7 protein-coding genes are annotated in these 6,709 nt (G+C 68.1%); 5 read left to right on the forward strand and 2 right to left on the reverse strand.

The window, feature by feature from the left end:
* Nucleotide 1 precedes the first annotated feature (1 nt).
* Both egtB and egtD read left to right on the forward strand, forming a co-directional pair.
* Nucleotides 2-1,330 (forward strand): ergothioneine biosynthesis protein EgtB, encoded by a 1,329-nt coding sequence (gene egtB / locus AC07ZS_RS14495; RefSeq protein ID WP_494799241.1) that lies wholly within the window; start codon nt 2-4, stop codon nt 1,328-1,330.
* Nucleotides 1,331-1,339: 9 nt separating this feature from the next.
* The gene (gene egtD / locus AC07ZS_RS14500) at nt 1,340-2,341 is read left to right on the forward strand and encodes an L-histidine N(alpha)-methyltransferase (RefSeq protein ID WP_494799242.1); all 1,002 of its coding nucleotides are present in this window, start codon (nt 1,340-1,342) and stop codon (nt 2,339-2,341) included.
* A 6-nt stretch (nt 2,342-2,347) separates the two neighbouring features.
* Here egtD and AC07ZS_RS14505 read toward each other — a convergent pair whose 3' ends face one another.
* The gene (locus AC07ZS_RS14505; RefSeq protein WP_494799243.1) at nt 2,348-3,646 is read right to left on the reverse strand and encodes a homoserine dehydrogenase; all 1,299 of its coding nucleotides are present in this window, start codon (nt 3,644-3,646) and stop codon (nt 2,348-2,350) included.
* 155 nt (nt 3,647-3,801) lie between these two features.
* On the opposite strand from AC07ZS_RS14505, the gene selD reads away from it, so the two are divergent.
* The 3 genes from selD to AC07ZS_RS14520 are packed head-to-tail and all read left to right on the forward strand — an operon-like array spanning nt 3,802 to nt 5,992.
* On the forward strand, nt 3,802-4,878 hold the full coding sequence (gene selD / locus AC07ZS_RS14510; RefSeq protein WP_494799244.1) for a selenide, water dikinase SelD: 1,077 nt from the start codon (nt 3,802-3,804) through the stop codon (nt 4,876-4,878).
* A 17-nt stretch (nt 4,879-4,895) separates the two neighbouring features.
* On the forward strand, nt 4,896-5,279 hold the full coding sequence (locus tag AC07ZS_RS14515) for a RidA family protein (RefSeq protein ID WP_494799245.1): 384 nt from the start codon (nt 4,896-4,898) through the stop codon (nt 5,277-5,279).
* A 5-nt stretch (nt 5,280-5,284) separates the two neighbouring features.
* On the forward strand, nt 5,285-5,992 hold the full coding sequence (locus AC07ZS_RS14520) for a haloacid dehalogenase type II (protein WP_494799246.1): 708 nt from the start codon (nt 5,285-5,287) through the stop codon (nt 5,990-5,992).
* A 4-nt stretch (nt 5,993-5,996) separates the two neighbouring features.
* Here AC07ZS_RS14520 and AC07ZS_RS14525 read toward each other — a convergent pair.
* A partial coding sequence (locus tag AC07ZS_RS14525) for a DUF4399 domain-containing protein (protein ID WP_494799247.1) occupies nt 5,997-6,709 on the reverse strand: 713 nt, incomplete at its 5' end.

Genomic DNA, 6,709 nt, shown 5'->3' on the forward strand with positions numbered 1-6,709 from the left:
CATGAACCCCACGCCCCGACCGGTTGACCCACAGCGTTCCACAGACACACTGCCCAACCGCGCGGGGCTGGCGCGCCACTACACGGCGGTGCGCGAACGCAGCCGCGCGCTGGCCGCGCCGCTCTCGCCCGAGGACTGCCAGGCCCAGTCCATGCCCGATGCCAGCCCGACCAAATGGCATCTCGCGCACGTCACCTGGTTCTTCGAGACCTTCGTGCTCGAACGTTTCGAGCCCGGCTTCAAGGCCTTCGACCCCGCGTTCCGCGTGCTCTTCAACAGCTACTACCAGGGCGTGGGCGAACCGTTTTCCCGCCCCCAGCGCGGCCTGCTCACGCGGCCCGATCTCGCCACCGTGTGGCAGTGGCGCGAGCAGGTGGACGCGCGCATCGCGCACCTGATCGAACACACCGGCAGCGACGAGGCGCTGCGCCTGATCGAACTCGGCCTGCACCACGAACAGCAGCACCAGGAACTGCTGCTCACCGACGTGAAGCACCTGCTGTCCATCAACCCCTTGCGCCCGGTCTACCAGCGCCACTGGCCGCTGGTGCCGGTGACCACGGTGGCGCCGCGCTGGGTCGAACAGCCCGGCGGCCTGGTTGAGGTGGGGCACGCGGGCGAGGGCTTCGCGTTCGACAACGAACTGCCGCGCCACCGGCAATGGCTCGAACCGCATGCCCTCATGAACCGGCAGGTGACGCACGGCGAGTGGTGGGCCTTCGTGCAGGACGGCGGTTACACCGAGCCGCGCTGGTGGCTGGCGGCCGGCTGGGACTGGGTGCGCGCCCAGGGCCTGCGCGCGCCGCTGTACTGGACGCTGCCGCCGCAAGCCTCCGCGGCCTTGCCCACCGTGTTCACGCTGCATGGTGAAGCGCCGCTGGACCCGCACACCCCGGTCACGCACATCAGCCACTTCGAGGCCGACGCCTTCGCGCGCTGGGCCGCCGCCACGCACACCGAGTGGCAGGGCGCCCGCCTGCCCACCGAGGCCGAGTGGGAGGCCGCGGCGGCTGGGCTGCCCGTGCAGGGCAACCTGCAGGAAGGCGGTGCGCTGCATCCCTTGCCCGCGCGCGCCGCCGGGGACGGCCTGCTGCAGATGTACGGTGACGTGTGGGAGTGGACCAGCAGCAGCTACAACGCCTACCCCGGCTACCAGCCTGCCGAGGGTGCGGTCGGCGAATACAACGGCAAATTCATGGTCAACCAGTACGTGCTGCGCGGCGGCTCGTGCGCCACGCCGGCGTCGCACCTGCGCGCCAGCTACCGCAACTTCTTCCCCACCGACGCGCGCTGGCAGTTCAGCGGCCTGCGGCTGGCGCGAAGCGCTTAGGAGCCCCTCATGCGATACATCGACCAGGCCCCACATTTCGTTCAGCTGCACCACCCGCGCCCCGGCGCCACACACCCCGAGCTGATCGCCGGGCTGCTGGGCACGCCGGCGCGCATCGCGCCCAAGTATTTCTACGACGCGCTGGGCTCGCGCCTGTTCGATGCCATCACCGAACTGCCCGAGTACTACCCCACGCGCACCGAGGCCGCCGTGTTCGCGCAGCACGGTGCCGACATGGCGCGCCATGTGCCCGAGGGCGCGGTGCTGGTCGATCTGGGCGCGGGCAGTTGCGCCAAGGCCGCGCGCCTGTTCCCGCTGCTGCAGCCCTCGGCCTATGTGCCGGTGGACATCTCGGTGGACTACCTGCGCGACACGCTCGCGTCCCTGCAGCAGCGCCACGCCGACCTGCCCATGCTCGGCCTGGGCATGGACTTCTCCACGCGCTTCGCGCTGGGTGACGATGCGATCACCTGGCTGAGCGAGCGCGCGCTGGCGCAGCAGCCGCGCGTGGTGTTCTACCCTGGCTCCAGCATCGGCAACTTCCAGCCCGACGAGGCCCTGGCCCTGCTGTGCCAGGCGCACGCGGTGTGCGAAGCCGGCGGGGCTGGGGGTGGCCTGCTGATCGGGGTGGACCGCGTCAAGCCGCGCGCCGTGCTCGAACCCGCCTACGACGACGCGCTGGGCGTGACCGCCGCCTTCAACCGCAACCTGCTGCGGCACGTCAACCGGTTGCTCGACGCCGACTTCGCGCCCGCCGCGTGGCAGCACGTGGGGCTGTACAACGCGGACGAATCGCGCATCGAGATGCACCTGCAATCCATGGGTGCACAGACCGTGCACTGGCCTGGCGGCGAGCGCCGTTTCGCCGACGGCGAGCGCCTGCACACCGAGAACTCGTACAAGTGGGCGCCCGAGGACTTCGAGACGCTGCTGCGCGAAGCTGGCTTCGGTGCGCCCCGGCACTGGACGGACGCCAACGGGTGGTTCAGTGTGTTCTGGGCGCCGGCGTAGCGGGGGTCAATCCACCTCGCCCAAGACGGGGTAGATGACCACCGAGTGGCCCGGCCCTGCGGCGTCCTGCAGGTTGGGCAGCATGTCCCGAAGCTGGCGGCTGGTGGTCTCGTGGGTGATGGCAATCAAGTTGGTCTGTCCGCCATGCCCAACGTCCTGAAGTAACACATTGACTGAGACATCGGTGTCCGCCAGCACTTGGCTGACTTTGGCCAGCATGCCTGCTTGGCCATCCAGTGTCAGCCGGATGTAGAACGCGGCTACATGCTCACGGCTGTAGCGCACGTGATGGGCCGCGAAATGGCTGCGGCGAAACCCCATGTTGAATGCGCCGCCCGTGCTCGCAGAACCTCCGCGGTTGGCGAGTTCGATCAGATCGGCCAGCACGGCGCTGGCGGTCTGACGCCCGCCAGCACCCGAGCCGTACAGGAAGGCCGTTCCCAGCAGGTCACCTTGGAGGGTGATGCCGTTCATGGCTTCACCCACCTGAGCCAGCATCGATTTCATCGGGACCAGTGTCGGTCGCACGCTGGCGAAGAGTCCGGAGGACGCCATCCTGGCCTGTGCGATCAGCTTGATCCGGTAACCCAGGCGTTGGGCAAACTGGATGTCCCGTTGATCGATGGTCTCGATGCCTTGGAACCCCACCGCGCCGAAGTTGATGGGGACGCCGAAGCCCAACGAGGCCAGCAGAGTCAGTTTGTGCGCGGCATCTTCGCCACTGACGTCGAGGGTCGGGTCTGCCTCGGCATACCCCTTGCGCTGGGCATCCGCGATGGCGGTGGCGAAGTCGACGCCGTGCTCGCTCATCTGCCACAGCACATAGTTGGAGGTACCGTTCAGGATGCCCGTGATCGATGAAATGCGGTTGGCCGCCGCCGACTCACGAAGGGTCTTGATGATGGGAATCGACACGGCAACCGCGCCCTCGAACAGCACGCTGCGCTCCACTTCCTCTGCCTTGCGCAGGATCTCTTCGCCATGTCTGGCCAGCAAGGCCTTGTTGGCGGTGATGACGTGCTTGCGATTGGCCAGCGCCTGCAGCAAGAGCTGTCGAGCCAGCGCCACATCGCCCGTCAGTTCCAGCACCACGTCCACTTCCACATCGTTGACAACGGCCCAGCAATCGTTGGACACGCTGCATCCTTGTGGCACCCGCCCTTGGGCACGTGCTGGAGTGCGTGTGGCGACCTGCACGAACTCGATAGGTGTCCGAACCTTGGACCGAATGAGGTCCTCATTGCGCATGAAATGCTCGATCGTCGCGGCTGCGACGTTTCCAAATCCCAAGACAGCTGCTTTCATTGACTTCCTCTCGGTGATGTAGGCGGACGATTCCCTTGGCTTGTCATAGAAGTCTGGATATTCATCATTTGGTTCTCGCATTTCGTGCTGGGCTGCATGGTGAAGGTTGAAGCGGCTATCCGCACGTGTCGCGAGATGCACGCAAAATGGCGGGCATGACCACTCCCACTCCCTCATCTCCGCGCGCAGAACCTCGCCTTACCAGCCTCTCGCACGGCGGCGGCTGCGGTTGCAAGATCGCGCCCGGCGTGCTCAGCGACATCCTCAAGGGCACGAGCGCCATGCCCATCCCCAAGGAACTGCTGGTCGGCATCGAGACCGCCGACGACGCGGCGGTCTACCGGCTCAACGACGAGCAGGCGCTGATCGCCACCACCGATTTCTTCATGCCCATCGTCGACGACCCCTTCGACTTCGGGCGCATCGCTGCCACCAACGCCATCAGCGACGTGTACGCCATGGGCGGCACGCCCATCATGGCGCTGGCGCTGGTGGGCATGCCGATCAACGTGCTCTCCACCGAGACCATTGGCCGCATCCTTGCCGGCGGGCAGAGCGTGTGCCAGGCGGCCGGCATCCCGATCGCGGGCGGTCACACCATCGATTCCGTTGAACCGATCTACGGCCTGGTCGCGCTGGGCCTGGTGCACCCCAGGCGCGTCAAGCGCAACGCCGATGCGCGGGTGGGCGACCGCCTGGTGCTGGGCAAGCCGCTGGGCGTGGGCGTGCTCTCGGCCGCGCTCAAGAAGGACACGCTGCCGGCCGCCGGTTATGCGCAGATGATCGACCACACCACGAAACTCAACACCGCTGGTCCCGACCTGGCCGCGCTGGAGGGCGTGCACGCGCTCACCGATGTGACGGGCTTCGGCTTGGCCGGCCATGCGCTGGAGATGGCGCGCGGTTCGGCCACCACGGTGCACCTGGACATGGCCCGCGTGCCGCTGATCGAAGGGGTGCGCGGCCTGGCTTCGGCTGGCATGGTCACCGGCGCCTCGGGGCGCAACTGGGCGGCCTATGGCCACGAGGTGCGGCTGGGCGCCGGCCTGCAGCCGGTGGACCAGGCGCTGCTGAGCGACCCGCAGACCAGCGGCGGCCTGCTCGTGGCCTGCGCGCCCGAGGCGGTGGCCGATGTGCTGGCCGTGTTCTACCGCCACGGCTTCGGCGCGGCGGCCGAGATCGGCGAGGTCGGGGCCGCGAGCGCCGACGGCGTGCGCCTGCGCGTGAACTGAACCGGGAACCCCACACCATGCAACGACAGCACATCAGCTCCGGCTCACCCTTCGAGGCACAGATCGGCTACTCGCGCGCCGTGGTCGCGGGCGACTGGGTCTTCGTCTCGGGCACCACCGGTTTCGACTACGCCACCATGAGCATCTCGGACGACGTGGTGCAACAGGCCGAGCAATGTTTCCTGAACATCCAGGCCGCGCTGCAGCAGGCCGGTGCGAGCCTGGACGACGTGGTGCGCGTCAACTACGTGCTGCCCGACGCCTCGCTGTTCGAGGCCTGCTGGCCGGTGCTGCGCAAGCACCTGGGCCGTGCGCGCCCTGCGGCCATGATGGTGTCAGCCGGCCTGCTGGACCCGCGCATGAAAATCGAAATCGAGGTCACGGCCCTCAAAACACGCTGAACACCATGCCCACTTTGTCCACCACCACCCCCGTCCTCGTCTTCGATGTCTTCGGCACCGTGGTCGACTGGCACGGCAGCATCGTGCGCGAGGTGCAGGCGCTCTACCCGCAGGTGGATGCCGCTGCGTTCGCCACCGCCTGGCGCGCGGGCTACCAGCCTGCCATGCAGCGCGTGCGTTCGGGCGAGCTGGGCTGGACGCTGATCGACGACCTGCACCGCATGGTGCTGGAAGAACTGCTGCCGCGCTTCGGCCTGTCGCACCTGAGCGAGGCCGAGCGCGAGCACCTCAACCGCGTGTGGCACCGGCTCGACCCCTGGCCCGATGCGGTGGCCGGGCTGCAGCGGCTGAAGGCGCGGCACACGATCTGCACGCTGTCCAACGGCAATATCGGCCTGCTCACCCACATGGCCAAGCGCGCCGGCCTGCCCTGGGACTGTGTGCTGTCGGCCGAGGTCTTTCGCGCCTACAAGCCCGACCCGCGCGCCTACCTGGGGGCGGCGGAGGTGTTCCGCTTGCCGCCCGCTCAGGTGATGCTGGTGGCCGCGCACCACGACGACCTGGCCGCTGCCCGCGCCTGCGGCCTGGCCACGGCCTACGTGGAGCGCCCGCTGGAATTCGGCGCCTCGCGGCCCAAGGACGTGTCACCCGTGGCGGCCAACACCTGGCACGCCCGCGATTTCGGGCACCTGGCCGATCAGCTGGGCTGCTAGGGCCTTATTCGACGACGCGCACGCTGGCGCTGGCCGCGTCGGTGAGGGGTTTGCCGGGCGCGATGTTGTCCAGCAGCTCCAGCTTGAGGCTGTAGCTGCCGGTCGGCGGCGAGAGCCAGACCTCGGTCTGTCCTTCGACGAAATCCATGACGGCCGGGGCGCCGGAGGCGGGCGAGACCGTCAGGCGGAAATGCCCGGTCTCGGCAAGTTTCTGCGACTGGTGGGCCACGTTGAGCGCCGAGGTGTGGAACTGCACGCGGAACGGCCGCTTGGTCACCGGGCCTTCCAGCTGCAGGGCCACGCCCTTGACCGACAGCGTCTTGGGATCGGTCGCGTTCTTCTTCGTCACCGTGATGGTGGCGGGCTTGCTGTAGACGAAGTGGGGCAGGTGGTTCTGGTCGGCCAGCAGCATGCGCAGGGTGTAGGTGCCGGGCTCCAGGGTGAGCACGGTTTCCATCTGGCCTTTGCCGAAGTGGATGTACTGGTCGTTGAAGGGCAGTGCCTGCTTGAAGTTCAGCGGCAGGTCGCGGTTGACCAGCAGGTGGTGGTGCCCGCTCTTGGCCCGGCCAGGCTGCGCGATGGGCGCCAGGCCCCAGCCGCCGGACAGGCCGAACTTGAGCAGGTACGGCGTCTCGATGCGGTCCCCGTCCTTGAGGTTGGTGAAGTAGGCCTCGGCCGTCAGGCGGGGCGGTGCGGCTTGCCAGGGGTGTGTGGGGC

The organism is Hydrogenophaga sp. GW456-12-10-14-TSB4, from assembly GCF_059424305.1.

What these genes read in the sequence shown, in the direction of transcription:
- egtB (WP_494799241.1), top strand. Translation starts at nt 2, where the DNA reads ATGAACCCCACGCCCCGACCGGTTGACCCACAGCGTTCCACAGACACA.
- egtD (WP_494799242.1), top strand. Translation starts at nt 1,340, where the DNA reads ATGCGATACATCGACCAGGCCCCACATTTCGTTCAGCTGCACCACCCG.
- AC07ZS_RS14515 (WP_494799245.1), top strand. Translation starts at nt 4,896, where the DNA reads ATGCAACGACAGCACATCAGCTCCGGCTCACCCTTCGAGGCACAGATC.
- selD (WP_494799244.1), top strand. Translation starts at nt 3,802, where the DNA reads ATGACCACTCCCACTCCCTCATCTCCGCGCGCAGAACCTCGCCTTACC.
- AC07ZS_RS14520 (WP_494799246.1), top strand. Translation starts at nt 5,285, where the DNA reads ATGCCCACTTTGTCCACCACCACCCCCGTCCTCGTCTTCGATGTCTTC.
- AC07ZS_RS14505 (WP_494799243.1), bottom strand. Translation starts at nt 3,646, where the DNA reads ATGAAAGCAGCTGTCTTGGGATTTGGAAACGTCGCAGCCGCGACGATC.